Origin of the sequence: Planotetraspora sp. A-T 1434 (genome assembly GCF_025420585.1) — a bacterium.
Classification (GTDB): Bacteria; Actinomycetota; Actinomycetes; order Streptosporangiales; family Streptosporangiaceae; genus JAOEGB01.
In genome coordinates this window covers 1-483 of the sequence record NZ_JAOEGB010000106.1, presented here as the reverse complement: position 1 = coordinate 483, position 483 = coordinate 1, and the positions used below count along the sequence as shown (strand labels likewise).

Here is a 483-nt window from a genome sequence, read left to right as displayed (position 1 = left end):
GTGCCGGCCGCGAACCGGCCCCGCACCACAGGCAGCCGCGCCAGCTCCGTGGCCAGCCGGAGCAGCCGCGACGCCCCCGCACCCGTCATCCCCGCAGCGCCACGCAGCCACGTCCCCGTCGAGGCATACCCAACACTCTTGGCCTCCCCGGTGGCGTGGACCCGGCCCACCCGCGCGGCGACCGCCGAGATCAACCGGTCCCGCGCGTACAGCAACTCCTCAACCTCGGCCAGACACACCCCGGCGGTGCCGGGAAGGTCGGCCACCGCCAGCCGGGACGCCAGCTCCCGCAACTCGGACACCAGCACCCCCGACCCCACCGGCTGACCGCCAGCCCCTTCACCACCAGACCCCTCACCACCGAAGGAGGCACCGTGAGAGAACGCGCCGCCAAAGGGCGCACCGCCGGAGGAGGCGGCGCCGGAGGGCGCACCGCCGGGAGGGGCGGCGTCGGGAGGGGCGGCGTCGGGAGGGGCGGCGTCG

Annotated in this window: 1 protein-coding gene; it reads right to left on the bottom strand. The window is 76.6% G+C overall.

The window, feature by feature from the left end:
* Window positions 1-302: hypothetical protein (locus N5079_RS35160; RefSeq protein ID WP_261588545.1), on the bottom strand; the 302-nt coding region annotated here is incomplete at its 3' end.
* Window positions 303-483 lie beyond the last annotated feature (181 nt).